The 26,984-nt window shown below is 43.8% G+C and carries 21 protein-coding genes; 15 read left to right on the forward strand and 6 right to left on the reverse strand.

Annotated elements, in window-relative coordinates:
• The first annotated feature begins 102 nt into the window (after positions 1-102).
• The 6 genes from MKZ12_RS15040 (at position 103) to MKZ12_RS15065 (ending at position 9,204) form a co-directional block, all read left to right on the forward strand.
• Entirely contained in the window at positions 103-798 is a 696-nt protein-coding gene (locus tag MKZ12_RS15040) for a response regulator transcription factor (protein WP_339261231.1), read from the forward strand.
• The gene (locus tag MKZ12_RS15045; RefSeq protein WP_339261233.1) at positions 795-2,048 is read left to right on the forward strand and encodes a HAMP domain-containing sensor histidine kinase; all 1,254 of its coding nucleotides are present in this window, start codon (positions 795-797) and stop codon (positions 2,046-2,048) included. Before MKZ12_RS15040 ends, MKZ12_RS15045 begins: the two co-directional genes overlap by 4 nt.
• Positions 2,049-2,153: 105 nt before the next feature.
• A complete protein-coding gene (locus MKZ12_RS15050; RefSeq protein ID WP_339261235.1) occupies positions 2,154-2,843 on the forward strand; it encodes an ABC transporter ATP-binding protein in 690 nt (229 codons plus the stop codon).
• Positions 2,836-5,490: an FtsX-like permease family protein gene (locus MKZ12_RS15055; protein ID WP_339261236.1), complete on the forward strand. Its 2,655-nt coding sequence runs from the start codon at positions 2,836-2,838 to the stop codon at positions 5,488-5,490. Before MKZ12_RS15050 ends, MKZ12_RS15055 begins: the two co-directional genes overlap by 8 nt.
• Before the next feature lie 321 nt (positions 5,491-5,811).
• The gene (locus tag MKZ12_RS15060; protein WP_339261238.1) at positions 5,812-7,428 is read left to right on the forward strand and encodes a helix-turn-helix domain-containing protein; all 1,617 of its coding nucleotides are present in this window, start codon (positions 5,812-5,814) and stop codon (positions 7,426-7,428) included.
• 30 nt (positions 7,429-7,458) lie between these two features.
• Positions 7,459-9,204 carry a sensor histidine kinase gene (locus MKZ12_RS15065; protein WP_339261240.1) on the forward strand — a complete coding sequence of 582 codons (1,746 nt, stop codon included), beginning with the start codon at positions 7,459-7,461 and terminating at the stop codon, positions 9,202-9,204.
• 39 nt (positions 9,205-9,243) lie between these two features.
• On the opposite strand, the gene MKZ12_RS15070 is transcribed toward MKZ12_RS15065, so the two are convergent.
• From MKZ12_RS15070 to MKZ12_RS15085, 4 genes are all read right to left on the reverse strand, one after another.
• Positions 9,244-10,134 carry a carbohydrate ABC transporter permease gene (locus tag MKZ12_RS15070; protein ID WP_339242749.1) on the reverse strand — a complete coding sequence of 297 codons (891 nt, stop codon included), beginning with the start codon at positions 10,132-10,134 and terminating at the stop codon, positions 9,244-9,246.
• A gap of 21 nt (positions 10,135-10,155) precedes the next feature.
• Entirely contained in the window at positions 10,156-11,046 is an 891-nt protein-coding gene (locus MKZ12_RS15075; protein WP_339242751.1) for an ABC transporter permease subunit, read from the reverse strand.
• An 87-nt stretch (positions 11,047-11,133) separates the two neighbouring features.
• A complete protein-coding gene (locus MKZ12_RS15080; RefSeq protein WP_339261242.1) occupies positions 11,134-12,738 on the reverse strand; it encodes a hypothetical protein in 1,605 nt (534 codons plus the stop codon).
• Between the two features lie 186 nt (positions 12,739-12,924).
• Positions 12,925-13,935, reverse strand: coding sequence for an alpha/beta fold hydrolase (locus MKZ12_RS15085; protein ID WP_339261244.1), 1,011 nt, complete (start codon positions 13,933-13,935; stop codon positions 12,925-12,927).
• Positions 13,936-14,060: 125 nt separating this feature from the next.
• On the opposite strand from MKZ12_RS15085, the gene MKZ12_RS15090 reads away from it, so the two are divergent.
• On the forward strand, positions 14,061-14,945 hold the full coding sequence (locus tag MKZ12_RS15090; protein WP_339261246.1) for a LysR family transcriptional regulator: 885 nt from the start codon (positions 14,061-14,063) through the stop codon (positions 14,943-14,945).
• Between the two features lie 66 nt (positions 14,946-15,011).
• Positions 15,012-15,476, forward strand: coding sequence for an NUDIX domain-containing protein (locus tag MKZ12_RS15095; protein WP_339242757.1), 465 nt, complete (start codon positions 15,012-15,014; stop codon positions 15,474-15,476).
• A gap of 208 nt (positions 15,477-15,684) precedes the next feature.
• Here the strand turns inward: MKZ12_RS15095 and MKZ12_RS15100 are convergent, their stop codons facing one another.
• Positions 15,685-16,032, reverse strand: a complete 348-nt coding sequence (locus tag MKZ12_RS15100; protein ID WP_339242759.1) for a helix-turn-helix domain-containing protein — start codon at positions 16,030-16,032, stop codon at positions 15,685-15,687.
• Between the two features lie 130 nt (positions 16,033-16,162).
• Between MKZ12_RS15100 and MKZ12_RS15105 the strand changes: the two genes are divergently transcribed.
• Positions 16,163-17,077: a DsbA family protein gene (locus tag MKZ12_RS15105; protein WP_339261248.1), complete on the forward strand. Its 915-nt coding sequence runs from the start codon at positions 16,163-16,165 to the stop codon at positions 17,075-17,077.
• A gap of 139 nt (positions 17,078-17,216) precedes the next feature.
• Positions 17,217-17,801, forward strand: coding sequence for a hypothetical protein (locus MKZ12_RS15110; protein ID WP_339261250.1), 585 nt, complete (start codon positions 17,217-17,219; stop codon positions 17,799-17,801).
• Positions 17,802-18,303: 502 nt separating this feature from the next.
• On the opposite strand, the gene MKZ12_RS15115 is transcribed toward MKZ12_RS15110, so the two are convergent.
• A complete protein-coding gene (locus tag MKZ12_RS15115) occupies positions 18,304-19,797 on the reverse strand; it encodes an alpha-N-arabinofuranosidase (protein ID WP_339243079.1) in 1,494 nt (497 codons plus the stop codon).
• A gap of 226 nt (positions 19,798-20,023) precedes the next feature.
• On the opposite strand from MKZ12_RS15115, the gene MKZ12_RS15120 reads away from it, so the two are divergent.
• From MKZ12_RS15120 to MKZ12_RS15140, 5 genes are all read left to right on the forward strand, one after another.
• The gene (locus tag MKZ12_RS15120) at positions 20,024-20,959 is read left to right on the forward strand and encodes an ArsR family transcriptional regulator (RefSeq protein WP_339242764.1); all 936 of its coding nucleotides are present in this window, start codon (positions 20,024-20,026) and stop codon (positions 20,957-20,959) included.
• A gap of 228 nt (positions 20,960-21,187) precedes the next feature.
• A complete protein-coding gene (locus tag MKZ12_RS15125) occupies positions 21,188-22,036 on the forward strand; it encodes a PRD domain-containing protein (RefSeq protein WP_339261252.1) in 849 nt (282 codons plus the stop codon).
• A 153-nt stretch (positions 22,037-22,189) separates the two neighbouring features.
• Positions 22,190-24,127 (forward strand): beta-glucoside-specific PTS transporter subunit IIABC, encoded by a 1,938-nt coding sequence (locus MKZ12_RS15130; protein WP_339261254.1) that lies wholly within the window; start codon positions 22,190-22,192, stop codon positions 24,125-24,127.
• Positions 24,128-24,214: 87 nt separating this feature from the next.
• A complete protein-coding gene (locus MKZ12_RS15135; protein ID WP_339261256.1) occupies positions 24,215-25,681 on the forward strand; it encodes a family 1 glycosylhydrolase in 1,467 nt (488 codons plus the stop codon).
• 276 nt (positions 25,682-25,957) lie between these two features.
• Positions 25,958-26,980, forward strand: coding sequence for a phosphotransferase (locus tag MKZ12_RS15140; protein ID WP_339261429.1), 1,023 nt, complete (start codon positions 25,958-25,960; stop codon positions 26,978-26,980).
• The last annotated feature ends 4 nt before the right edge of the window (positions 26,981-26,984 follow it).

The raw sequence follows: 26,984 nt of genomic DNA on the forward strand, positions 1-26,984 counted from the left end.
AATGTTATAGCGTAGAAACGCAAATGATGTATAATGACGCAGGAACTCTATAATCAAAATCAAATATATATAAATTCAAAATAGCATGAGCTGAGGTGTACGATGAATCGCTTATTACTCGTAGAAGATGATGAGAACCTGGTGTTTGGTATTAAATACACATTGTCCAATGAAGGATATGAGGTCGTTGTGGCGAGTAGCTTGGTAGAAGCCAGACAGGCACTGCAGGCACAGTTGATCGATCTGATTTTGTTGGATGTCACTTTGCCTGATGGATCGGGATATCAACTATGCCGTGAGATTAGGGTAACGTCGCAAGTGCCCATTATCTTTTTGACGGCTTTGGATGAGGAAGCAAACGTGGTCGCTGGGCTTGATCTCGGAGCAGACGACTATGTAACCAAGCCTGTTCGAACCAAAGAACTTATTTCACGAATCAAGGCCGTATTACGACGTAACAACAAGGGAAAACAAGATGTGAGCTTATGGATATCCGATAACATCCAGGTGCGTATTTTAGAAGGAACTGTACTCAAAAACAATAGTGAAGTTACACTGACCGCACTTGAATATCGACTACTATTGATGTTGGTCTCTCATCCAAAGCAGATATGCAGCAGAAGTTTAATTCTGAATCATCTCTGGGATCTCTCTGGCGATTTCATTGATGATAATACGCTCTCTGTCCATATCCGCAGGTTAAGAGAGAAAATCGAAGATATTCCTGCAGCACCACAGTATATCGTAACTGTTCGGGGGATCGGATATAAATGGAATGTAGAGGTTATAGGGAAATGAAAATGATTGAAGTTTTGCGAAATCCCGAGTGGAAGTCCCTCGCCATTAAAGTACTTGCTCTGCAAGTTCTTTTGTCGTTTATGATGTTCTTTTACATGCAGCATCAAGTTGATGGCATCAATACAACCATAGTTAATCAGAATAGCGCCCTAATCGGACATTTGTTGATGAAAGATCCCCAGTTGGAGAATGAGGTGATTCACTTTGTTACCCAAGGAGCTCAGGCCGATGAAATCGCAGAGGGGCAACGCATTCTTGCACAATACGGTTATCAGACAGGCATGCCTTTAGAAGAGCAACCTGCTCTTACAGGACGAGCATTACCCTTGAAAACAGCGACTCAATTACTGATGTTCCTGATTCCACTCCTTATTGTACTTCTGTGGGAGTATCGTAAATTTTTCATAAAAATCAGAACGATTTCCCATGCGGCGGAGCAGGTTGTGGAACAGCAATTCGATCAAAAACTGCCTGAGACGGAGGATGGAGACTTCGGCTCGCTCGGCAGGAGCTTTAATGCAATGGCTGGGAGATTATCCAACAGCCTGGAGTTACTCCGGCAGGAAAAAACCTTCCTGCGCAATCTGTTATCCGACATTTCCCACCAGCTCAAAACACCCCTGGCTTCTCTGATTGTGTTCAATGAAAATCTGCTGAATGATCCCGGGATGAAAGAAGAAATGAGAAAGACCTTTCTGGAACGAAGTCGGCAGCAGCTTGATCGAATGGAATGGCTCATCATAAGTCTGCTCAAGCTGGCACGAGTCGAAGCGGGAGCAATTGGATTTCGAAAAGAGAGGATCCAGCTAAGGGAGATGATGGAGAGCGCTGTCTATTCACTCCGGACGGTAGCAGACCAGAAACGGCAAAACATAATCATCCTCGGAAGTGAGAATACGTATGTGCAAGCAGATGAAGAATGGCTTAAGGAAGCTGTCATGAATTTGATAAAAAATGCACTGGAACACACCCCGCCTGAAGGGGAGGTTCGAATCTATTGGGAAGAAAACGCACTGTTTGATACAATCATTTTTCAGGACAACGGCGAAGGTATTCATCCCGATGATATGCCTCACATTTTCAAGCGATTCTATAAAGGCAAGAACCATAACAAGCCCAACAGTATAGGGGTTGGTCTGGCTTTGACCAAATCAATCATTGAGGAACAAAACGGGATCATTACGGTGGAGAGTGTGCTTCAAGAAGGAACGACATTCAGGATTTCGTTTTTCAAAAAAGAGTGGACTTAAGAAGAAGCTTACGATAATGTAAGCTTCTTCTTCACTTCAACGTAAGATTCCACACCTATAATAACAATCAAGCAATGTTAATCATACAACTGGAGGTACAACAGGATGGAAATTTTGAGGACCGAACATTTATGTAAAATATATGGAAGTGCTGAGTCTAGGGTGGAAGCATTGAAAGATGTTAACCTGTCCGTTAATCAAGGAGAATTCGTTGCGATCGTGGGCGCCAGCGGATCTGGCAAAAGCTCATTGCTGCATCTGCTCGGGGGAGTGGATCAACCGACAAGTGGCCAAGTCATTATTGACGGTATGGACCTCTATTCTCAAACTGAAAATGAATTGGCTGTGTTCAGAAGACGCAAAATCGGTTTTATTTTTCAATCATACAATCTGATCCCGGTGTTAACTGCGGAAGAAAACATTAAATTGCCAATGCTGCTTGAGAATAAACAGGTGGACGAGGGTTATCTTGAGGAATTATTGAGCGTGCTGGGACTCAGCGATCGAAGGCAGCACCTTCCGTCCCAATTATCCGGCGGGCAACAGCAGCGAACTGCCATTGGACGTGCATTGATTAATAAACCATCGATTATTCTGGCGGATGAACCAACCGGCAATTTGGACAGCAAGAACAGTAAAGAAATTGTGGATCTTCTTACCTATTCCGTCAGAAAATACAATCAAACCTTGATTATGATCACGCATGATTTGAATGTAGCCCAGAGAGCGGACCGAGTTGTAAATATAAAAGATGGCACACTGTTGCAGCAAACAGGGGTGAAAGATCGTGAATAGGTATACCAGTCTTACCCAAAAATATTTGCTAGGGCAGAAAAAAAGATCAATACTAACGATCGTTGGCATTATTTTATCTGTGACTCTACTTACAGCAATCGGAACCATTGGTCTTAGCTTCAGAGACAAAGTAGTTCGGCAAACCGTTCTAGAGTACGGGGGTTACCATGTTTCTTTTAACGGATTACCTGGAGAAGCAATCTCAAGAGTTGTCAATAATGCATCGGTAGAGAGTGCTGGGATCATTAGCAGAGAAGGTTATTCGGTCATCAGCAAAACGAGTGAGAAAGAAAAGAAGGAAAATCCGTTTGCTGCACCTTATCGGTATTTGAATCTCAAAGGTTATGATACCGATGCGATGGACAAGCTTCAGGTTCAGTTGGATTCAGGGAGGCTGCCGAAAAATTCGCATGAAGTTATTCTTTCGACCTGGAGTCTGGATCGTTTTGTGACCAAACCAAAGCTTGGAGATTCGATTACCCTGAGTCTGGGAGAACGAACTGTCGCATCAACCGGGGAGATCAAACCCATCAATGGTCTGGGTGATTTTGGCTGGGATCTTGATGAAGGCTTTCGTCCCCAAAAAGAGAGAGAATTCACCGTTGTGGGATTTATGAAGACAGGTAGTAACGCTTCGTGGTCTTCCAACTTCATCTTTCCAGCCATCACGTATGAAGATAATGTAAAAATAGATGCAGATAAAAATTATTTTATATATGTCAAAATGAAATCGATGAATCAGATTCAGGCGAAGGCGGAAGCGATAATATCTTCATTAAAGCTTGACCAAGTGGATCAAGGCTCTGCCGTAGCATTGGATAAGGAAATTCAATATAAAAATATTCGAGTCGAATATAATAATGAACTGCTTAAGTTATATGGCAAAAGCACCTATGAAGGTGTAAACCATAGTTTGTTATATGCATTCGCAGCAATCATCATTATTATTATGGGTTGTACGAGTGCAGTGATATATAATACGTTTCATATTTCTGTTCTGGAGCGGACTTCCCAATTCGGAATGCTGCGGTGCATCGGGGCTACACCATCGCAAATACGTAAACTAGTTCTCAAAGAGGCGACAATACTTAGTCTAATTGCCATTCCTATTGGATTACTGACGGGAACTGTCTTTATGAAACTTTTGTTTTATAATATCAGCTTTTTGGCGTTGGGATTTCTGAATGATATGCAAATGGTCATCTCCCTGCCAATTTTGATCATCGCCGGGGTATTGGGATTATTGACTGTTTATCTGTCGGCAATCGGACCTGCGAGACTGGCAGCGAAGGTATCCCCACTTGAGGCGATTCATAGCTCGGGAAGGACAAAGGTGGAGGACATATCATCTGTCCGAAAATCAAAGCTGCTGGGAAAACTGTTAGGTATCGAAGGGCAGTTTGCTAGTCGAAACATCAGGCGGAACAAAAAACGCTTCCGCATCACTGCCTTTTCAATAGTGGTCAGTATGATTCTATTTATTGTCTTTAGCGGACTAGCTGGTTTACTGGGGCAGCCATCGGAATCAGGTATCGATTATTCCTACTCGGTTATGTATGAAGGACCTTCCAAACGGATCGATGATTCCGTATATTCTGACATTGTTAAGCTTGATGCAGTAGAACAGGCTTACAGGTTTTATAGCAATCAGATGATGGCGATATATCCCAAGGAAAAAGTTAACCCCAAATATTATGAAATCAGTCCAGGTATGTATCCTGTAGCCATAGGAGAAGAGTATCGAACAAGCAACAACTTTATAGAATCTTTTGGTAATAATGGCCTTGACGCTCTGAAATCCAAACTCACCGCCGGTACGGTCAACATAGAGAAGATGAACAAGGAAAATGGTGTTATCATTAATCAAAAACTAAGAGTAGTAACCGATGATGGCAAACAGATAGTTACCGATCAAACTCAATTTAAGGTTGGGGATCACATCAAAGTACGCAGTATGGATAGTGAGAATCAAGAATATAAGACTGTGACGGTAACTGGAATTGTTGATCAAGGCTTGTTGTCGAGCAACTATAATGAAAGTGCTATCCTTGAATTCATAACGACGCCTGAAGTCGTAGAGAAGGTCACAGGAAACGATACGTACTCCAGAATCTTTATTCTTGCCAAAACCGATGTTTCCAACAAACCAATTACGGACTATCTCAAATCCTTACCCCAAAAAGATGCAGGTTACAGCTACACAGATAAGGTGGAGCAACTGGCCCAAGCAAAAAACGACGCGACAACTGCCAAGATCTTTATATACGGATTTATTGGTGTCATTGTCCTGATTGCCTTCCTGAATATACTGAACACTGTCAGCACCAACCTCATTCTACGCACCAAAGAATTTGCGGTGCTCAAAGCGATCGGCATGACACAGCATAATATCGGGAAAATGATTCTATTAGAAGGTGTTATATACGGCCTGTACGCTGCAGTATACGGTAGTATACTCGGAGCAGTACTCAGCTATGGGATACATCATCTCTTCAAAGGTGCTGTCGATGTAGGTTGGGTCATTCCATGGTCTAGTATTGTTCTTGCTTGTGCAGGCGCCATGGCAACAACACTCGTTGCAACAGCTTGGCCGATGTATCGATTGAACCAAACGAGCATCGTTGAGGCATTTAGAAAGGAAACATAGTCAACTATACAACAGATGATTACTTAAAAAGCCGCATAAATAGATTGCGGTTTTTTTGGTTTTAAGAACGTATTTTCAATACCTTTACATCACAGCAGATGATTCAGCCGTTTTATTTTTCTTCGCAAGCGGCTTTTTCCACAGGGTTCGATCATACAAATATGGCTTTACATGATATTCCCATGTATTCTTTTTCGGGAACATACGTTCCGAAAAAGTGATATTTATGAAAACCATAATCCAAGAAGGTTCGTTAGACTCCTTCGCAGGAGTCCGTTTAATGGTAAAATATCTAAAAATGGTTCATGTTGGGGGATACGCATGTATAAACTGATGATCGTCGATGATGAATTGCTCATGCGGGTTGGAATTCGTTCTATGCTGAATTGGGAAGAGTACAATTTCCATGTTGTTGGTGAAGCTGGAAATGGTAAAGAGGCATTGAGCCTGGCACTTGATGTAATGCCGGACCTAATTATTACAGATATCAAGATGCCGGTTATGGATGGACTGCAGCTTATACAAGAGGCCTCCGGCTCACTAAAAACCTGTAAGTATGTCATCCTGAGTAATTTTGACGAATTTCATTATGTGAAAGAGGCACTGAAACTTGGCGCTACAGATTACTTGATTAAAAGCGAGATCACCGAATCCTCCCTTATTGAGCTCCTGAGCACGGTTGGACAGAAACTGCAAAGTGAACATGTTCATCCAACCAATCCACCCTCTATCGCGCAGGATTATTCCAAGAATCTAAGATATCTAAAGGATAGTTTTTTTCAAGATATTGTAAGCGGATTCATAAGTGGAGAGGACATCGTCTCCAGAGCAGAAGAACTGCATTTTCGTATCCATTCGGACCAGCTGGTTGTCATCAAGTTCATCGTGAACTATTACGAGGACGCAAAGAGGAAATATGTTGAGAAGGGGGAAAAGCTACTCCGATTTTCAATTCTTAATATTATGGAAGAGATTATTCCCTCGAAGTGGGAGAAGGAGATTTTTGTTGAAAGTTCTTCTGACTATTGGGTGATCGTCAATGTACATCCTGAGAGCCAATCTGTACACACCGATATAAATAAACTATGTAACAAACTGCTGTCTTCCATCAAAGACTTTATGAATCTGTCCCTCACCGCAGGTGTAAGTACGATGGTTTCGGGCTTCCCTCACATTAAGAAGGCCTGCCAAGAGGCGGAAATGGCTCTACAACATGGGTTCTTCACAGGTAGCAACAAGGTATTGTATTACGAGTATATGGTCGAATCCCCAGATCGACAGGAAATTAAGGGGGCTTTAAGCCCGCAACAAGAACGAGATTTGTTGAAGTTATGGGTAAGCAAAGACAACAATAAAGCGAAAGAGTTCCTCGAAGGAATCCGATTTAATCTGGAGCAGCTACGAGCGGATGAGAATAGCATTCGCAAGCAATATATCCTGGTACTGGAAATGATACATTCCCATCTTTCCCGAGCTACGGAAAGAGGTACAGCTTCTTTAACGGAAAAATCGCCATATGAAATCGTTCTAAAGGGGGAGTATTGGGAGGATATTCACCAAGATATGCTTGCCCATATTGCGTATTACTTCCAAACCGATTCCCAAAATAAACAGGAAAGCACCTACACCGATCTGGCCACTGAATTGATCGACAAGTATTATGCTGAGGATATTTCCTTGCAAGGCATCGCAAGCCAAATCAGTGTTAATCCGTCGTATTTAAGCCGGGTGTTCAAGCAGGAACGAGGAGAGAACTTTATCACGTATTTGACCCGAGTTCGCATTGAACACGCTAAAACGTATCTATCGAGCAGAGGAATGAGAGTGTATGAAATCGCAGAAAAGGTAGGCTACCATAATTACACGTACTTCAGTAAGATTTTCAAAAAATCGGTAGGTGTCACCCCTGAGGAATATCGAGAGTTACAGCAGGGATGAATATGTAATCGGTGAATAGAGGTGCAGCATATGAAGCATGTTCGGCCTTTCCGAATCAAGTACAAAATTATGGTGATCTGTATGACCGTCATTATCCTTCCGGTATTGGTGATGACGATCAATTCGTATTACTCCTCAGAGCGGTTATTGGCACAGAACTATACAACGCTGCTCAATGATCTAGCCAAACAGACGAATATTCGCATTGACGAGTTCCTCAAGGAGATTGAGAAAATTTCATTGCTGGCCAGCAATGGTCTTAGTGACAATCTGTCAGCCACTCATGAAGGAAGTTTTCCGATCCAGGATTTCCTGCGAACGGGTGACGAACAGCATGAGATTGCCGCATACAACATTCTGATGAATTATATCATGATGAAAGATCGTGTATTCTCCATCTACCTCTACAATATGAACGGGGGACAGGACCTTTTTGTCAGTCCGCATCAACCCATTGATCCGAACTACAAAGTAGCGAATGAATTATGGTTTAAAAAGTTCATGCATGATAATGATCGAACCATTACCCTCACAACACGAATCGACGAGCAATTGGAGAATAAAATACTGGCAGTGTCACACGCTCGCAAAATTCATGATGTGTCTAGTGGAGAGCTGCTTGGTGTAATCGTTGTCAGTATTGATATCAAATTCATCGAGATTGTCAATCGAAATTTGCAGGAAGGGTTACGCTCCAGATTCATGATCGTTGATGAGGATGACAAAATCGTATATAACGTGAACGAACGATTAATTGGGACATTGTTCAGGGACAACGTGCGTCCACCTGAAACATTCAATGTCGTGGTGACCAGTCCCCTTAGTCAGCAAAAATGGACAACTTACTTATATATGCCTTTGGATGAGTTGACTGCGGATGGCAAAATATTGGGCCGTAATCTGGTGACGCTCGCCATAGTCATTGTTCTTTTTGCTGCCGTCATATCCATCTTTCTATCTCACGTGATCACAACGCCCATTAAAAAACTGCTACGGAATATCGCGTTAGTTGAGAAAGGTCAGTTTGAACAAGTTGAACCTATTGGCTCAAGAGACGAGATTGGACACTTATCCATTCGATTTAATAGAATGTCTCACGAGTTGAAGCGGTTGGTCGAACGGATGCAGCAAGAAGAGATAGAAAAAGCCAAGGCCGAGATGCGTGCGCTCCATGACCAGATCAAGCCTCATTTTCTATATAATACCCTTGGGTCGGTGAAATGGATCGCCTCGATGCAACAAGCTGACAAAATCGTGGATATGACTGATGCCCTAATCTCGATGCTCCGCTATGCCACAAAATCTGATGGAACCCTCGTAACGATTCGTGAGGAACTCGATAATATAGCCAATTATGTAACGATCCAGAATGTCAGGTACTATGATTGTATTCAGATGAGATATGAAATTGAGGATAGAGTGTTGGATTATCGGATGCCCAAAATGATCCTGCAGCCCATTGTGGAGAATGCAATTTTTCATGGCCTGGCCGAGCTAGAGGAAGACGGAATCATCACCATTCGGATTCAACTGCGAATGGATGAAGTTGTCATTGAAATCTGCGATAATGGCGTGGGTATGGATCAACATACGATGCAGAACCTCATGGAAGAAAAGTCCGGTGCAGGTACAGGAACCAATGGAATTGGACTGCATAATGTGCAGCGACGAATTCAACTTCATTTTGGGAAACCTTATGGAATACAGGTGGAGAGTATAGTAGGTGAAGGTACCAAGTTCTCCATTTTGCTGCCTGCCATTTCAGAGTTTAGATAGAACCAAAGGGCTTGCAGTATGAACTGCAAGCCCTTTGGTTTACCCCTTGACGCTTCCTAGCACCAAACCTTTGGTAAAGTATTTCTGTAGGAACGGATACACGAGTAAAATCGGAATGGCTCCCAAGAACATTTGAGCTGCGCGTCCCGTTCTGGCGTTCATCATGGATAATAGCTGCGTATAATCCGAGCCGGATTTCAGCATGATTTGCTCAAAACTTTGCAGAAGGGTCTGCAGGTAGCTTTGTAATGGATAATTGGCTGGATTGTTCATATAAATAATGCCATCGAACCACGAATTCCAGTGGGCAACGATACTGAACAAACCAACGGTTGCGAGAGCGGGCTTAAGAAGTGGGAGCAGAATCCGAAGCAATACCTGTACTGGACCAGCACCATCGATAATGGCTGATTCTTCAATCTCCTCGGGCAACCCTCTAATGAAATTCATGAGGATAATCATACTGAATACGGGGAGAGCCCCAGGCAGGATCAAAGACCATATGGAATCGATTAGTCCCATTTTGACCACCACGAGATAGGTTGGAATTAATCCTCCACTGAATAACATGGTTACAATGAAAAATCCCATATAGATGTTGCGCCCCATTAATTTTTGTTTGGATTTGGAGAGGGGATAGGCCGTGAGTACGATCAGAACCAGATTCACCAATGTTCCGAGAACGGTTCGTTGGATGGCCACCCAGAGAGAGGAGAAAAACGACCCTCCCGTTAACGCAAATTCATAGGCTTTTGTCGTAAATTCAACAGGCCAGAATGTAACACTCCCCGCAGATACAGCTGCGCTGCTGCTGAATGAAACAGCCAACAGGTTAATAAACGGCAGGATACATAAGAGAGAAATTAGAAGCAATATAGTGTAGTTTAAGATAAGAAATACACGTCTGCTCATACTTTTATCATGGATCATAATGTGAGTTCCTCCTCCTTCTTAGAAGATACGATAGCCAGCCACTCTGTAAGCCAGAATGTACGATACAGCAACGAGAACACTGGAAATGATGGATTTGAATAACCCGACAGCGGTTCCGATCGAATATTGAGCCTGTTGAATTCCCAACCGATATACATAGGTATCAATAATATCACCGGTCTGATAGACAACAGGGGAGTAGAGATTATAGATCTGGTCAAAGCCGGCATTCAGTACATTTCCTAACGACAGCACAGTCATTAAGACAATCGTTGGCATGAGGAGAGGCAAGGTAATATAGATGGTTTGCTTCCAGCGTTTGGCGCCGTCAATTACTGCGGCCTCGTAGAGTCCTGGATCAATACTGGTCAGTGCTGCCAAATAAACAACCGTGCCAAAACCAAAGCCTTTCCATATGTCACTTACAATCATCGTCCAGGGAAATATAGAGGGGGTGCCAAGAAAAGAGATCGGTGCAATCCCGAATACGCCTAAAAAGGTATTGATAATACCGTCAGAGCTCAGTATGTCCAGCATGATGCCAGCCATAATGACCCAAGAGAGGAAATTTGGAATATATACAAGCGTTTGAAATGTACGTTTGATTCCACTGTGCAGGACTTCGTTAAGGAGTAATGCGAAAATAACGGGCACGATTATCCCGCCGATAATCTTGAAGACAGACATGTACAGTGTATTCCAGATGGTTCTTACGAAGTTCGGCTGATTGAATACGTGCGTAAAATTATCCCATCCCACCCAAGGCGAGTTGAAGCCGAGTCCCGGATTGTATTTCTGAAACGCGATAATAAGTCCGTAGAAAGGAATGTAACTAAAGATGAAGACCAAGACCAGGCTTGGGATCAACATGAGATGGTAAGGACTCTGCTGTTTCCATTTTCTCAACATTCATATTCCTCCGTTCATCGTGCGGGAAATGTAATCGCTATCAAATAGAGGGGTGAGATCACCCTCATCCCCTCTTTATGAACGAGATTATTTTGCCCCGTATGCCTCATTGACTGCCTGGGTTGCATCATCGCCTCCGGCTGCACGCCAATTCTGGACAATCACATCGAAATAATCGATACTTTCACTTCCCATAATGATCTTGGTAAAGCCCTCTGTCAGGATATCATCCAAGGTTGTTCCATAGCTTGACAGGATCTCTGGTGTAACACCCCATAAGGCTGTCTTCGTATAGTTTTCGCTGTCGAGTACTTTTTTGGCTAGGCCATATGCATTTTTGGGAGCACCTTGTTGCAAATAATCACCGACTGCACCAGGGGTTGCGTTCTCCATGAATTCAACACTGTTATTATATTTTTGCCACATACCCGAAGTCGTGAGTCCACTGGTATCCTTGGATTCAAGGGCAGCCGACACCGCCTCGAATTGCTCGTAATCGGAATTGGGGTTAAGTACACGGAAGGCTCCAACAACATGGGCAATATCGTTATCCAGCAAGGCAGATAGCGTTTCTGTAGATTCCTTGCCATTGCCTTCATCCACGATATAAGCATAGTCGTTCAAAATCTGGATTACTTTCTCGGGGTTCTTGAATCCCTTCTTCATGACAATATAATTGTTGTTGGCGAAAAAGATGGATTGTGTGGCTTCCTTCCCATCAACGGTAGGGATGATATAAGGGTAGAAGATGGCGTCCTTACCCAGATTGGATACGGTATCGACACCCGGATTATAACCCCACCATTGGTAATAAGGCTGCATTCCCACTTTGCCGGCGACAATGTCCGCGTTCATCGCGTTGAAGTCTTTTATTGCAAATTCCGGATCAATAATGCCTCGCTTGTACCATTCCGACCACTCCGCCAGCGCATTCTTCATCTCAGGCTGTACAGATCCGTATACGAGTTTTCCACTGGCATCTTCCATCCACAGGTCCGGATGCGCATTCCATGCGATCGCGAGCAGGTTGAGGTAGTCCAACGATTGGTCTACTGCTATGCCGTAACCGCCATGCTTTTCCATGAATTTCAGTGCAATATTCTTGATGTCTTCCACAGATTTTGGATCCTGGAGTCCCAATTCTTCTTTCCAGTCGTTCCGAATCCAGATGAAGTCTGGTTGTTCAATTAATCCCCAATGCATCTGCGGTATCCCGTACAGCTTGCCGTCCTTCTTTCCAGACTCGTAACTGTCCGCATCTGCTTCCATGTAACCTTTGAGACGATCCGAAGCGTGTTGATCAAATACTTCGGAGAGGTCCATGACCATATCTGCTTCGACCAGCTGTCTCAGTTGTGATGGATTAACTCTGAATACGTCAGGAAGATCGTTCGATGCGATAGCCAAATTCAATTTGGTATCATATTCATCGCTGACCCAGTCTGTTTTGACATCGATATTAAACTTCTCTTTGTATCGCTTAATCCACACATTGTTGGTGATATCATCGCCCTTTGGATATTTGGCAGAAGAGTATTCTGACGTTACGGTGTGAATGGTTGTCGTTCCACCCTCGTTGGAATCCGGGTTCGTCGTTGGATCTTTCTCGGCACCGCTTCCACTGCTACAGGCAGCAAGTAATAAGGTTGACATGCACACAGACAAGAGTAAAGCTTTCGTTTTCTTGTTCATTTCTTTTCCCCCTTATCAGTCATATTTCAATAATGCTTTCTTGAAAATATTCTAAACGAGAAAGGGGAAAGGGGATATAAAGGTTATTGACGAGAACCCATACGTTTTTTTACTTTTGAGTTGTAGCGAAGAAAAGCTAAATAAGCGTAGTGCACTTTTTTTACTCTATACGCCTTCTTTTTTTACTCATGTCTCCAAAAATTGCTTTAGATGACGATCGATAAGGAGTGAATCCACTTCGTTAGCTCCAATCCCGAAGCAGTGTCCCCACTTGGACTCAATGGGCTGAAAAACAGCATTCGGCATATGTTGAACATCATACGCACTGTCTTCTGGTGTAAAAAACAAGTCACTGGACCCAGGCATAACGAGGGCAGGAGATGTGATCTTACGCAATGCCTGTTCAAAGTTGCGATCATCTGTGGGATTATCACTAATGTCTCCATATATTCCTGTACGAAGCATGGTGATTAAGTCGTTAGCATCAAAGGATAGAAACACCTGGTCCCAGTAATCTTCAACATAAGACTTCAAGGTATCGTAACCTTCAGATTGATGCAATTTCTCCAAATAATACGCCTGCGAAAACCCCCATGGAGCATAAACTCTCCCCATTGCAGCGAGACCAGCAACCGGAGGGAGCTCATATCTGCCATTTTTAAAATTGGAATCTGCCTGTAACGCTGCGATCATTGCTTCGAATACCAACTGTGTATGGGGTCTGCTTTTTGCTGTTCCGCCAAAGGGGGCAATTCGTTCGACCATCTCCGGATAACTCGTGCCCCACTGAAACACCTGCATGGCTCCCAGAGACCAGCCAACAACGAGTTTAATTTTGGAGATACCGAATTTCTCAGTGATGAGTTGATGTTGGGCACGCACATTGTCATACATGGAGATGAGAGGAAAGTTCTCTCTATCAAATGGGGCAGGGGTATTGCTCGGAGACGACGATAATCCGTTACCCAACATATTGGGCACAACGATAAAATACCGACTGGGGTCCAGTGCCTTGTTCACTCCAATTAACCATTCATTATCTGTGTGAAGTCCAGCAAACCATGTTGGAACGACAATAACATTGTCTTTTGCCAGATTTAAGGTTCCATAAGTCTTGTATGCAATAAAAGCTTGAGGGAGCTGTTGTCCCGATTGAAGTAATGTATTGCCAAGGTGATATGTTTCATAATCGTTCATGGATGGATTCTCCTTATAAAAGTAGTGATAACTTGATTTCACTCTACAATACGTCTATCATCAATTCAACGAAACGTTGTTGAATATAACATTCATTTATTTTGAACAAAGGAGGTTTTGGATTCATGGAAATACGACAGCTAAAAACCTTTTGGACCCTTGCATCGACTTGCAGCTTTCATCAAACTGCTGAATTATTGAGTTATGTCCCGTCTACCATAACCATGCAAATCAAATCGCTTGAAGAAGAGTTGGGCGTGAAATTGCTGGATCGATTAGGTAAAAAGGTTGTATTAACAGATGCTGGGCAGCAATTCCTGCCGTACGCCACTAAAATCTTAAACGATGTAGAGGAAGCGAAGTGCATATCTAGTCAACACGGGGAATTGGCGGGAACGGTAGTTATTGGAGCGGACGAAGTGCTGTGTGCTTATCTTCTTCCAGCCTTGTTCAAACGTTTCCGAGCGGACTATCCTGGTGTGCGATTATTGTTCCGCCCGTTGTCTGGTCAAGAGCTTAAATCAAGTCTGAGGGAAGGGCATACGGATGTCGTTTTTGTATTGGATGAGCACGTGGGTGCCAAAGATCTTCACTCCACGTTTTTGAAGAACGAAACCTTTCAAATGGTGGTTTCACCCGATCATATGTTAGCATCGCGTTCCGCGTTAGTTATCGATGACTTTCACAAACAGCATTTTTTGCTGACCGAAAAGAACTGTTCTTATCGTGCTTATTTTGAACAATCTCTTCTGAAGAAAGGCGCAGATGTGCTGACAGAGCTGGAGTTTCATAGTGTAGAAGCCATTAAACAATGCGCAGTGGCAGGTCTCGGGATCGCTTTATTGCCTGAAATGGCTTTGAAACAAGAGTTAAGCGAAGGGGAACTGGTTGCATTGCCTTGGGATTTAACAGATATATCGTTTTCTGCACAAATGCTTTGGCATCGAGAAAAATGGATATCTCCATCCATCGCTGCTTTCATCCAGGTCGCCAAGCGTGAGCTAAGTTGATTGTTCAGAATTTGTTTAGATGTATGTGTTAAAATATTCTTCACAGACATATATGGGGGATTAACAATGGAAAGAAAGATTCGAAATTCTGCAAAAGCATTGATCATCAACGATGGAAGGATGCTTGCAATGAAGCAGGATGATCATGATGAAGTGATCTATATCCTGCCGGGCGGGAGCCAGAATGCAGGGGAGACATTGACCGACGCTGTGAAGCGTGAAGTCGGAGAAGAAATCAGAGTAGAGGTAGAACCGTTATCATTGGAATTCGTTATTGAAGGGGTATACGGTGAAGCTCTTCATCGTGTAGATTTTGTTTTTTTGTGCGAGTACATAGGTTTGATGGACACAGATAGTTCTATTCTGCCAAGTGACGAAAATCAAGTGGAATATGAATGGCTCGAAATTAAAAATATAAACGAACTACCTTTATTTCCTTCAAAATTACGAAAGCAGATTCTTAGATTGGTTGGGGGAGAACCCACGGTTATGTATTTAGGAAATGAGGAAGATGAGGAACTGTATGGTTAGTCGTGTCTAACACATCGAAGCCGAGAATGAATATGAAGTGATGCATAAACAAGCGGAAGTCTTTTATTTATATAAGGAAAGGCTATTTCTAAGGACGTGATGGTCCAGTGAGATAGCCTTTTTTGCCGTTGAACAAAGTGTACTGATCAATTCGAAAATGCCCCTAGACTAAGGGGTTACATAAGGCAAGGCCCACCAAAGTGAGGTGTTACATATCTTGTTCTTTCACACCTGCTGTCATATGTTTCTGACCCCACATGACCATGGATTCAATTAAAGGAACCAATTCCTTGCCTGATTCGGTGAGTGAATATTCCACTCTCGGTGGTATCTCGTTATATTGCTCCCGATGCACGATACCGGAATGAATCAAATCCTTCAAACAGTTCGTTAGCATCGTTCCGGTAATGCCAGGTAATCTTCTTTTTAATTCATTGTAACGTATACAGTCATTTTCACTGAGGATTGCCAGGATCGGAAGATTCCACTTGCCTCCAATGACCTGAAATGCATAAGTCGCTGGACATAACTGATCGAAATTAAACTCGTATTTCACTTGATACCCTCCAATAGTATACTTTTTGATACTAAGTCAGAAAAAGAATCGTACTTGTTCAGAAGATTGTAGACATTATAATCAAACTAACACAAGGAAATCAATTCATAAAGTTAAAGGCGGGATACATGTGAGTAACGAATCTATGATGTGTGATCTGGAAACCGGCATATGTGGTGTGAGCGAAGAAGAGGCTATGCAAGAAATTAATCTGAATCACGTTGGGAAAAAGGTAACCATTTATTACGCAACAGATCCGATTTGCTCTCACTGCTGGGCGCTAGAGCCGGTGCTTCATCGGTTTGTTGAGGAATACGGTCATTATTTTACGTTGGAAATCAAAATGGGTGGGCTACTGGCTAACTGGAACGGTTTCTCGGATGGCGCTAACGGAATTCAGAAACCTTCAGACGTTGCAGGGCATTGGAGGGAAGTGGGGGAACATTCACGTATGCCCATTGATGGTTCCCTTTGGCACGATAATCCAATACTTTCTTCCTATCCGCCATCTCGCGTATTTAAGGTCATTCAGAGTACACACCTTGGTAAAGAGCATGAATTTTTAAGACGTGCGCGTGAAGCCGTGTTTGCATTTAATCAAAATATTGGAGAAGATGATGTGCTGACGGATATCGTCAATCAACTGGGTTTGAATGGAAAAGAAGTGGTTGAGGCGGCTGCACAGCAATCTGCACAAGATTTATTAGAGGAAGACTTTGAGCGTGTCGCCAGTTTGGGAGTTAGAGGTTTCCCATCCATTATCATTGTAAATGAAGAGAACCAAGGGATGAAAATTGTCGGAGCACGTTCTCTTGAAACATATGTGCAAGCACTTCAGCAGGTCTTGGGTGTTGATCTGAAACCAAAACAGATACCCTCGTTGCAGCAGAAAATCAATGAGGGACGCCTTCTTTTTTCTAAAGAAATGGAGGTCATGTACAATATCGAAAAGAGTGATGTTGCATCCTATGTGAAATCTGAATTGGCAGAGGACACATATCATGTGGGTTATATTTTGAATGAGATGTATATTAAGCATATCTGAGAAAAAACAAGAAATCTGTAGTAGCACATTATCCTTAACAGAATATTCCTGCTTCGGCACACGGTTGTGTTATTCGCACAGGCAAGTCGTCCACCCATTGCGTAGACTAAAGTAGATCAAGTCAAGTGAGGTGAATTCCATGGTTAAGACCAATGAAATACACGTCAAGGCAAAACGGCTCAAAGATCGTCCAGTCTGCGTGACTCTTCTTAACGGCGAAACGTACGTCGGGTACATCTCTGGTGTCAATCACGCAGGGGTAGTGATTACCGGAGGCGGAAAGCTTACTCAGGCCGCAATCTCAGCACCCTCATCTGAAGGAAGTGCTCGCAAAAGTAAACCTAAAGCAGAGGCTACAAGAAAAACAGTAACCTCTCGAAAGCGTAAACGGACGAACAATACTCGTAAGTCGCAGGTACGATCTCGGTCGATGTCTTCTCGTTCAATCTCTCGGCAAGCTCAGGTATCATCATTCATGCCTATGTTAGGTTCATTGTTAGGTGGTGGCTTTGGCGGACTTGGCGGTGCAGGCTCGATTGGAGGTATGTTAGGCGGTGGTATGCGGTTGTTTGGCATGATCCAGCGGTTTACACCTGTGGTCAAAATGGGGTATGGCATGATTAAGCAGATTCAGCCATTTATGGGGGCGGTTCAAGGGCTGATGACTCCAGCAAGCCAGGCTGCGGCAGAAGCCGAAGGTGAAGAGGAAGCACAACGAGGATAATACTTGAAATGAAAATCGTGAAATAGTGAAATAGAACACAACCTTCGTTGCATTTGGGAAGGAAGGATTGCTAGTATGTTGAGTGATCTGATCTCTTTCTGATCTGTTATTGTCTTCTCAGTTAGATGCTTAACTACAAGCTGCTCTCCGTAAGCCAAACGGAGGGTGGCTTATTTGCTTATGCTGTATATGAGGTTTGAACCAACTCGATTCCGCATACTTGCTCAGTGCTAACGAACCTCAGAAACCTTATTCGGGTCAATATTAAGCCATTAAAAGTCGCCCGAATCGGGTTAAATAAGACTCCCTGTGATTGTAAAATTCCTTCGTTGCGAGGAATAAATACTGCGATTTTCAATACGCGTCTAACATTTATCTTTGATACCATGTAGTTCGGCCGACTACCCTTATGCAGCAAAAAGCACCGCGCGCAGGGAGATGCACGTGGTGCGAAAAACAATGCTGATGTTGCAGAGTAGGAGAATATTCTATTCCGCTCTGATTAAGCCTGTTTTGTTTTAAGACGAATGACGTTCCACGACGCTTTGTTCAGTACAGCTTGCACTTTACCTTGATCTACGGTTGTGTGCCCGCCGTTGTGAGGAAGAACGTTGCGTGGGTTTTCCTTGGTATTGGTTGCTTTTAAGTCGTTGTTCTCCAATACGATATGCTCCACAAATGTGGTTTCTCCGAAGGAACGCAGATCCACATTCAGTTCCAATTTCTCATCCAGATGTCTGTTCACCGCAAAGATCGTGATCGTGCCATTCTCTTCATCATGCACACTGATTGCTTCGAGATAAGGAACATCTGTAAAGTCTTTGGAATCATATTTAGGTGAAGTAGTGATGGAACGCAACACTGTACCACGACCGAAGTTGGATGCATGCATGAACGGGAAATATGTCGTCTGGAACCAGATCGCTCCGTTATTTTCCGTCATGATTGGTGCAATGGTGTTAATCAACTGAGCAAGACAAGCCATTTTTACACGGTCGGCGTGCTTGAGAATGGTAATCAGGTAACAACCCACGGCTAGTGCATCTTCATGCGTGTATACATCTTCAAATTCAGGAGGAGCAATCTGCCAGCGTTCTTCCATACGACTTGTGCCAATGGATTTCCAGACATTCCATTCATCCAGGGACAGCATCAATTTCTTTTTACTGCGTTTTTTGGCTTGTACAAAATCACAGATCGAAGCCACACTATCAATAAATTGATCCAGATCCAGCGATGTTGCCAGGAAGTCATACGTGTTGTCTTTGTTGTTATTGTAATACTGATGCAGGGACAAGTAGTCTACATTTTCATAGGTGAGATCGAGTACAGTTGCTTCCCAATCTGCAAATGTCTTCATGTCACGGCTGGAGCTGCCACATGCAACGAGTTCAATCTCTGGATCAACCCATTTCATCGCTTTTGCTGTTTCGTTCGCAATACGACCGTATTCATATGCAGTCATTGCACCAATCTGCCAAGGGCCATCCATTTCGTTGCCAAGACACCAGGTTTTGAATTTATGCGGGTCCTTGTAACCGTGAGAGATACGCAGATCACTCCAATATGTGCCGGATGGGTGGTTGCAGTATTCAATCAGGTTTCTGGCCGCATCAATACCGCGAGTACCCAGATTTACAGCCATCATCACTTCGGTTCCAACCAGTTTGGCCCAATCTGCAAATTCATTCGTACCTACCGCATTCGTTTCAATCGTCCACCATGCGAGTTCAAGTCTGCGTTTGCGCTCGGCTACCGGGCCCACACCATCTTCCCAGTTGTAACCGGATACGAAATTGCCACCTGGGTAACGAACGATAGGTACATTCAGCGCTTTGATCGCTTCAATAGCATCCTGACGGAAACCTTGAGCATTCGCAGTAGGGTGACCTGGATCATAAATACCGCCGTACACGGCCCGTCCCAGATGTTCTATAAATGAACCATAGACACGTGGATCTACTTCAGCAATCTGAAAGTCTTTATCGATAAGCATTTTGGATGTAAGCAATGGGAAAACCTCCATAGAATTAATTTTAGGTGCGTCATGGACTTTATTTCACGTTGAATTCGCATAAAAGCAAAATCAACTCATTGATTTGTTATCTAATGTGTATCATAATGCTATTATATTGAGCAAGTTCATTTTATAGGGTTCGCTAAAAAACGAATCCTAAATCACTAAATATAATGGATTTTATAGAGATATGGGAGTGAAGTTCATGATGCTTGGCACGGATGCCGCGTCCTTAATCATTTACGAGGCCCTCGCAAGCGAGGCCCGTCTAAATATCGTTCGCTTATTATTGCAGAACAGAGAAATGCACATTAATGCGCTGGCCAAAGAACTGTATCTGAGCAAAGCCATCGTGAGTACTCATGTGAGCAAGCTGCAAAAAGCCGGGATTGTAGGCAGTCGCATGAAGCGGGAGAATGGGGGCACATATAAATACTGCTTTATTCTGCAAGAATTCATGACGATCAATCTCTCTCCTGAACCCGTTGATGCTCCGTATCATGAAGTATCTATTCCAGTTGGTCACTACACGGATTACGAAGCCTGGCCCACCTGTGGAATTGCAACAACAACACAAATGATTGGGCAATATGATACGCCGGCGTGCTTTATGGACCCGGATCGGGTTAATGCGGGTATACTCTGGTTGGCACGCGGGTTCTTGGAATATAAAGTCCCTAATTATCTGAATACAGAACAGCATCTCCAAGAGATTGAGATTTCACTCGAACTCAGTTCGGAAGCACCTCAAGTTAATGAAAACTGGCCTTCCGACATCCGTTTCTCGCTTAATGGAAAACACCTGGGAACATGGACAAGCCCCGGGGACTTTGGGGATCGGAAAGGCAAGCATACACCGCTGTGGTGGAAATTGGACGTTAACCAGTATGGTGTTCTGAAGGTACTTCGTATTAACAGAGAAGGAACGTTTATGGATGGCCAGCGTATCTCGGATGTGTGTATCCACGATCTGCAACTCGATTCATCGACCTACTGGACGTTTGCATTAAGGCCGGAAGAAGGGGTGCCCGGGCGTGGTGGTCTGACACTTTTCGGGAAAGGGTTCGGTAACTACGATCAGGACATTTTGATTCGATACTATTACGAGGATGCAAGGGAATCTACGCCTATTGATGTATAAAATTCCTTCTTTTATGTCAATTTAATAAGACAAAGCACACATAGACGAATTGCATGTAAATTCCATAGTATTGGTATTGACAACGATTACATGGGTGGTATAAGATACAGCTAAATAAGGAGTGTCACTGATTCGATCAGGCACCACCACAGTCTGGATTTCACAAGTTTGTTTGACTTGTGCTCTGGACCATGGTGGTGCTTTTTGCATATTGGGGGTGAGAACATCATGAGGTTCAAAAAATCGTTAAACAACAACATCGCTCTGGCAGAAGATGCCGAAGGCTACGAAGTCATTGTGATCGGGACCGGAGTTGGGTTCAAAAAAGTGAAAGGACAATGGATTGAACGGGAGCAGATTCAAAAAACATTTCGAATCGGCTCAGATGACAAATACCAGCGATTGGAGCAATTTTTTAATGATATCCCGCTGCAAGTCATTAACGTCACCGATCAAATCATTGAGCATGGCCGGAACCAAATCGGTAAAAAGTTGAATGATTCCATTCTGCTCACCCTGGCTGATCACATTCACTTTGCGCTGGATCGCTTCAAGAGCGGTGTGGACGTGCAGAATCCGCTTCACTGGGATATCCGCAATCTGTATCCTGTGGAATACCGCATCGGAGCCTATGCCATCGAGCTAATTAACGAAGCTTTTGAGGTAAGTTTGCCATCAACAGAGGCAAGCTCCATCGCTCTTCATTTTGTGAATTCGCAGTTTGATTCCGGCAGTATGAATCAAACGATCAAGATAACCCAGATGATTAATGACATATTAGATATCATGACGGATCATTTTGGAATGACACTGGATCAGGAAACCACTGATTTTTCCCGTTTCGTTACCCATCTCCGATATTTCATCGTTCGACAATTGAACAGGGAAGTGCTTTCCTTCAAGGATCAGCAGTTTCTGTATGACGTATTGTCGGAGCGATATCCGTCCAGCTTCCAGTGCGCACTTAAGATAAAGGAAGAGATGGAGCAGCAGCGCGGATTCGCAATTACTCCCGATGAGATGGTATACCTCATGATTCACATCGAGAGAGTGACATCCCGTTCCGACACGGGTTGATCTCAATACAACCAGCTTGGAGCTATACCACATGATTATGAATATGGAGTGTTACTGATTCGATCAGGCACCACCAAATGTTTCCGACTCCGCTATCTACGGCGAGCCGGGTTGGCATTTGGTTTTTTTTCGCCCAAAAAAGGAGGAAGCAGCATGAATCATCGGGAGTTGTCGAAAGAAATCATTCACTTAACAGGAGGGCAAGGGAACATAACGCAAGCCTGGCATTGCATCACACGGCTACGATTCAATGTTCGTGATGAAGACAAGGTTCAGCTTGAGCAGATCAGAGCATTGGACGGTGTGCTCGGAGCCCAATTTCAGAGTGACCAGTTTCAAGTCGTCATCGGAAATAAGGTCGCGGCCGTGTATGAAGAGATTGAGGTTCAACTGAAACCGGATGGCAAGCCGCAACCCGAAGCAGGTGCTCCACGTTCCAAAGGCATTAATGCTGTATTGGATACCATCTCGGGTATCTTCACTCCCATCCTTCCTGCCATCATAGGTACAGGTATGCTGAAGGGTATTCTGGCTTTGCTGGTTACACTCGGAGCAATCCAGGAGACAAGTGGAGAGTATCAGATTCTGTCATCTATAGGGAATGCAGCCTTTTACTTTTTACCTTTTCTGCTTGCTGTCTCGTCTGCTCGAAAGTTCAAAGTCAATGAATATATTGCCTTGACCCTCGCGGGTACATTATTGTATCCAACCATCCTGAATGCATATTTGGCAAATCAGCTGGAGCCGATACGTTTTCTCTCACTGCCCGTGTCCATTGTGAATTATACCCAGTCTGTCATTCCAATCATTTTGGGTGTGTGGCTTCTGAGTTATGTTCATCGCTGGGTGGATCGATTCATTCCTGGCCCAGTCAAAGTGATCTTCACCTCGATGATTGTATTAGTCATCACGGTTCCCATTCTGCTCATTGCCATTGGGCCACTCGGGAACTACATCGGTATCTATCTAGAAATGGGTACCTCCTGGCTTTTTGCTCATTCAGGTCCGTTAACGGGAATTGTTCTTGGTGGATTAATGCCATTGATCGTCATGACAGGCATGCACTATGCGTTTTTCCCGGGTACGTTGCAGAATTTGAGCAAACTTGGATATGACGTGCTTTTGTTGCCGATCAACCTTGTGACCAATATGAGTCAGGCGGGTGCCGTGGCGGCCGTGTTTCTCAAAACAAAAGACAAGTCCATGAAGTCCATAGCCTTATCTAGCGGCATCTCTGCCTTGCTCGGCATCACCGAGCCAGCATTGTACGGGGTAACACTGAAGTTGAAAAAACCATTCTATGCTTCACTGATCGGTGGGGCCGCTGGCGGCGGGTTTATTACTGCAGTTGGTTTGAAGTGCTTTGGCTTTGCCGTGCCGGGACTGCTGGCCCTTCCGTTATATATTGGCCCAGGCGGAGGCATGTCTAACTTCTGGTATGCTCTGATCGGTATCGGCATCAGCTTTACCGTTTCATTCATACTGACTTTACTGCTCAAGTGGGATGAGCAGAACACACATAGTAATGTGGTATCCGGTTCATCTCAGCATCTATCCCAGCCGCATCAAGCCACCACCACTGTTGTGACTGATGAAGAGGCAAGAGCTGTAACCGTACATTCAATTGAGGAAAAGAAAGGCGAAGTATTCAGCCCGCTCACTGGTGAAGTCGTGCCGCTTGCATCTCTACCGGACAAAACCTTTGCTGAGGAGATGACCGGAAAAGGTATTGCCATTCTTCCGCAAGAAGGACGCGTGACAGCCCCATTTGACGGGATCGTCACCATGGTTGCCAAAAGCAAACATGCGGTCATGTTAACGTCGACGAGCGGGATTGAAATTCTTATTCACGTTGGATTGAACAGTGTGTCGCTCAAAGGGAAATTTTTTGACGTGAAGGTTACTACAGGACAAGAAGTGAAGAAGGGTGATCTGCTGTTGGCGTTCGACCTGGATGGCATCCGGGATGCTGGGGTTAATCCGGTCACACCGGTCATCGTAACCAATACACCAGATTACCTTGATGTGGTACCGGTTCAGGTGAAGGGGGTGATTCCGATGAATGAATTGCTTCTCCTCACTGTTCGCTAACAGCTGTATGAAGGCGTACTTTTTTTAAAAGGACTTACGAGCAATATAAAACAACTTTGTACTCACCCAAAAAAGGAGAGAAACCACATGACAAAAACAATTAAACACTCATTTCCTGAAGGATTCTTATGGGGCGGAGCTACCGCGGCCAATCAGCTCGAAGGGGCCTATGACGCAGATGGCAAAGGACTTTCTACTTCAGATATGGCGCCTTATATCCCTCATGAAGAGCGTAACGGGAAAGATTTCACTTTCGACGTGGATTCGGTTCAGCTAGAACAATATCTAAGTGGTAACTCAGGCGTCTATTTCCCCAAACGGAATGGCGTAGATTTCTATCATCGCTATCAAGAAGACATCGCACTGTTTGCAGAGATGGGATTCAAGGTATTCCGACTTTCCATCGCGTGGACACGCATCTTCCCGACAGGAGAGGAGGAAGCTCCTAATGAAGCTGGTCTGGCATTCTATGACAACGTACTGGACGAGCTGCTGAAATACGGGATTGAACCGCTCGTAACGATCTCACACTACGAAATGCCCGTAGAATTAACCCGTAAATACAACGGTTGGGAAAGCCGTGAGATGATCGATCTGTATCTGAAATTTGCCAACACGCTGTTTGACCGTTACAAAGATAAAGTGAAATACTGGATTACCTTCAATGAAATGAATATGATGCTGACAAGTCTGTACACTGGCGGCGGCATTCTGGAAGATAAAATTAAAGGGACACCGGAGCAGGTAGCCTATCAGGCAACTCATCATCAATTTGTAGCAAGCTCACTGGCTGTCAAAAGTGGTAAAGAGAAGATGCCAAATGCTCAGATTGGCTGCATGATCTGTCGTCTGGAAACGTATGCTGCTTCTAGTAAACCGGAAGATGTGTTGCAGACGATGAAGGAAGATCAGATGAACCTGTTCTACCCAGAGGTGCAGGCAAGAGGCGAATATCCATCCTATATGCAAAGATATTTTGAGGAAAACGGCATTGAACTGGTTAAAGCTCCTGACGACGATGCCATTATTCGGGACAATACCGTGGACTTTATTGCTTTCAGTTATTACATGACGTATATCGGAAAATATGACCCGAATGACAACAGCAACTCGGGTATGCTGGTAAGTCAGATCAAAAACCCTCATCTGAAAGCTACCGAATGGGGATGGCCTATCGATCCAATTGGTCTTCGCGTCGCGCTGAACCGATTGTATGATCGTTACCGGATGCCGCTCTTCATCGTTGAGAACGGCCTGGGTGCTACCGACACACTGAAAGAGGATGGAACAGTGCATGACCCTTATCGCATCAATTACTTGCGCAGCCACATTGAGCAGATGAAAGAAGCTGTCGCTGACGGTGTAGAATTGATGGGATTCACGAGCTGGGGACCTATAGATATCATTAGCTGTTCAACCTCAGAGATGGGTAAACGTTACGGATTTATCTACGTGGATCAGGACAATGCAGGACACGGTTCATTGGAAAGGACCCGCAAGGATTCCTTCTACTGGTACAAACAAGTTATTGAAACGAACGGAGAAACCCTGTAATCATAAAAATTCTTACACGCCGCCCACATGGGCGGTCTTTATTTTGCACTAGTAAGATTAGGAATAATTATGTAGAATTGCGATATTAAAACAAAAGGAGTGAATTCAATGTCTAACAAGGTGATTGTGCTTTAGGTTCACAAAAGGATATTTGCGTTACAGAGATTCCTTTTGTGAACATTGCAGTACGGGAAACCGTCCCAACAATGTTTACTGGAGGAGATCATTATTAAATTTAACGAGGTTGTTAACATTAGCAATACACATGTACTGTCGGTGGTAACCGAGTTGTTTCATCTGGAGGGGTACAATATTCAGCTTATTCCTCCTCATGAGGGAGGACGGAATGTCGTATACACCTGTGAGCAAGAGGGATGTGAATCGCTAATTCTACGAGTGTCTTTTTTGCCTGACAGAAAGCGTGAAGATTACATTGCCGAACTGGAGTATGTACGGTATTTATTTGATCATGGAGCCAGTGTTTCGAATGTAATGAATTCCAAGAATGGCCATCTGCTGGATGAGATCACTTATGCTGAGCATAAGTTCTTTGTAAGCCTGTTTAATAAGGCAAAGGGGATGTTGCTGGTAGAGAACCATTATCAGTATCGTGAAGGGGTTCCGCTTACCGAATACTATTATAATAGCGGTAAAGTCCTGGGCAAAATGCATCAGCTATCCAAAAGCTATGTACCCGTTCATCGTCGGCATCATTTTGTGGACAGATATAATACGGAGCGTATCGAAAGGTTGGTCCCTAAGTCATTCTCTCTGCTCAGAAGCAAAATGGTGGAACTTCTCCAAGCGGTAAAAGAATTGAGTTCGACTCAGGAGACGTTTGGCATGATCCATTTTGATTATAATGACGGGAATTATTCGATTGATTTTGATACGGGACAAATCACGGTATATGATTTCGACAATTCCTGTTTGGGCTGGTACATGTTTGACCTCGCAAGTCTGTGGATGAACGGAGTCGGTTGGGTTCAATTTGAAGCTGATGCAGACAAACGTAAACAGTTCATGGATGAGTATTTCCAAACCGCGCTCTCTGGATACACATCAGAAACCCAAATCTCTGCTGTCATGCTGGAGAAGCTGCCTTTATTTATTCAAGTCAGCCTTCTGGAGAATATTTTGGATCATTTTGAGGTGGCGCAACGCGAAGGTGAAGAACCAGAAGAAGATGACGAGGTTCTGTTATATCTCATTAAATGTCTGGAAGAGGATATACCATTTAAGGGTTTTTTCCATGATATCTATTCGAGTGAAGCACCTTTTGAATATGAGGAGCGCTGAAGGA

This window comes from Paenibacillus sp. FSL R5-0713 (assembly GCF_037973325.1).
Taxonomy (GTDB): Bacteria; Bacillota; Bacilli; order Paenibacillales; family Paenibacillaceae; genus Paenibacillus.

What these genes read in the sequence shown, in the direction of transcription:
- MKZ12_RS15040 (WP_339261231.1), top strand. Translation starts at nt 103, where the DNA reads ATGAATCGCTTATTACTCGTAGAAGATGATGAGAACCTGGTGTTTGGT.
- MKZ12_RS15045 (WP_339261233.1), top strand. Translation starts at nt 795, where the DNA reads ATGAAAATGATTGAAGTTTTGCGAAATCCCGAGTGGAAGTCCCTCGCC.
- MKZ12_RS15050 (WP_339261235.1), top strand. Translation starts at nt 2,154, where the DNA reads ATGGAAATTTTGAGGACCGAACATTTATGTAAAATATATGGAAGTGCT.
- MKZ12_RS15060 (WP_339261238.1), top strand. Translation starts at nt 5,812, where the DNA reads ATGTATAAACTGATGATCGTCGATGATGAATTGCTCATGCGGGTTGGA.
- MKZ12_RS15065 (WP_339261240.1), top strand. Translation starts at nt 7,459, where the DNA reads ATGAAGCATGTTCGGCCTTTCCGAATCAAGTACAAAATTATGGTGATC.
- MKZ12_RS15070 (WP_339242749.1), bottom strand. Translation starts at nt 10,134, where the DNA reads ATGATCCATGATAAAAGTATGAGCAGACGTGTATTTCTTATCTTAAAC.
- MKZ12_RS15075 (WP_339242751.1), bottom strand. Translation starts at nt 11,046, where the DNA reads ATGTTGAGAAAATGGAAACAGCAGAGTCCTTACCATCTCATGTTGATC.
- MKZ12_RS15080 (WP_339261242.1), bottom strand. Translation starts at nt 12,738, where the DNA reads ATGAACAAGAAAACGAAAGCTTTACTCTTGTCTGTGTGCATGTCAACC.
- MKZ12_RS15085 (WP_339261244.1), bottom strand. Translation starts at nt 13,935, where the DNA reads ATGAACGATTATGAAACATATCACCTTGGCAATACATTACTTCAATCG.
- MKZ12_RS15090 (WP_339261246.1), top strand. Translation starts at nt 14,061, where the DNA reads ATGGAAATACGACAGCTAAAAACCTTTTGGACCCTTGCATCGACTTGC.
- MKZ12_RS15095 (WP_339242757.1), top strand. Translation starts at nt 15,012, where the DNA reads ATGGAAAGAAAGATTCGAAATTCTGCAAAAGCATTGATCATCAACGAT.
- MKZ12_RS15110 (WP_339261250.1), top strand. Translation starts at nt 17,217, where the DNA reads ATGGTTAAGACCAATGAAATACACGTCAAGGCAAAACGGCTCAAAGAT.
- MKZ12_RS15115 (WP_339243079.1), bottom strand. Translation starts at nt 19,797, where the DNA reads ATGCTTATCGATAAAGACTTTCAGATTGCTGAAGTAGATCCACGTGTC.
- MKZ12_RS15120 (WP_339242764.1), top strand. Translation starts at nt 20,024, where the DNA reads ATGATGCTTGGCACGGATGCCGCGTCCTTAATCATTTACGAGGCCCTC.
- MKZ12_RS15125 (WP_339261252.1), top strand. Translation starts at nt 21,188, where the DNA reads ATGAGGTTCAAAAAATCGTTAAACAACAACATCGCTCTGGCAGAAGAT.
- MKZ12_RS15130 (WP_339261254.1), top strand. Translation starts at nt 22,190, where the DNA reads ATGAATCATCGGGAGTTGTCGAAAGAAATCATTCACTTAACAGGAGGG.
- MKZ12_RS15135 (WP_339261256.1), top strand. Translation starts at nt 24,215, where the DNA reads ATGACAAAAACAATTAAACACTCATTTCCTGAAGGATTCTTATGGGGC.